This window comes from Vibrio sp. 779(2023), from assembly GCF_033344285.1.
GTDB classification, from domain to species: Bacteria; Pseudomonadota; Gammaproteobacteria; order Enterobacterales; family Vibrionaceae; genus Vibrio; species Vibrio alginolyticus.
Genome location: NZ_JAWPOM010000193.1, coordinates 1 through 1,096 on the forward strand (window position 1 = coordinate 1; position 1,096 = coordinate 1,096).

The window sequence follows — 1,096 nt, forward strand, 5'->3', positions numbered from 1 at the left end:
GCTGTCACTGTAGTAAATCGCAATATCAACGGGCTCATGTAAGAAATCTAATCGGCTTGCCTTTACTCGAAGCTTGATATTGAGAGAAGGATACAAACGCTGAAATTCCACCATACGCGGCAGTAACCAACTCTGTGCAAACGTGGGGGCCACGCCGATGTAAAGCTCGCCACGCAGCTCGTTAAATTTGATGTCTTCAAGTTCAGAGAAAATCACCTCAAACGATTGGTTAAGCGCGTGCAGTAACCGCTCTCCTTCTTTGGTCAGCTCTAATCGCCGAGTCATACGCACAAATAAGCTGAAACCCAGTTGTTCTTCCAGTGACTTAATGCGTTGGCTCACTGCCCCTTGGGTAATAAACAACTCTTCAGCGGCTTTGGTAAAACTGAGACACTTACCAGCAACGGCGAAAGTGTACATGTTAGAGAGCATCTGCTGTTTTCTGTCCATCTTGGCACTCAACATAAATTAGAAAGGCTAATGCATAGCAAGTTTAAATTGGTTTGTATAGCGAATCACGATGCTTTTAAATCAAACTGTCTTATCCATAACGAGAAACAGCACGATGAAAAAGAATCTACAAATTACCATTATTGGTGCAGGATCCAGTTACACGCCTGAGCTTATCGAAGGTCTTATCAAGCGCAATCATGAACTGCCTATCGGCGAGTTGTGGTTGGTCGATATTGAAGATGGCAAAGAGAAAGTCAGCATCATTGGCGACTTAACACGCCGTATGTTGGCGAAAAACAACCTGTCTCATATTGATGTTCACGTCACGCTGGATCGCAAACCCGCATTAAAAGACGCCGATTTTGTCTGTTCTCAATTTCGCGCGGGTTGTTTGGAAGGTCGCATCCGCGATGAACGCATCTCGCTTAAATACGGCATGATCGGTCAGGAGACCAACGGTTTAGGCGGTTTTGCTAATGCCTGTCGCACCATTCCTATCGCGCTGGAAATCTGTAAAGAGATGGAAGAATTGTGTCCAGACGCTTGGCTGCTGAACTTTACTAATCCATCAGGCATGGTGACCGAAGCAATTCTCAAACACACCAAAGTAAAAGCGGTCGGTTTGTGCAATGTACCAGTGATC

Annotated in this window: 1 protein-coding gene and 1 pseudogene; one reads left to right on the forward strand and one right to left on the reverse strand. The window is 45.3% G+C overall.

The features are described 5' to 3' along the window. The coding region (locus R8O70_RS26005) for a LysR family transcriptional regulator (protein ID WP_318184562.1) at positions 1–450 on the reverse strand (450 nt) is incomplete at its 3' end. A gap of 115 nt (positions 451–565) precedes the next feature. Between R8O70_RS26005 and R8O70_RS26010 the strand changes: the two are divergent. Next, positions 566–1,096: pseudogene (locus tag R8O70_RS26010) on the forward strand (6-phospho-beta-glucosidase); the annotation flags it as partial.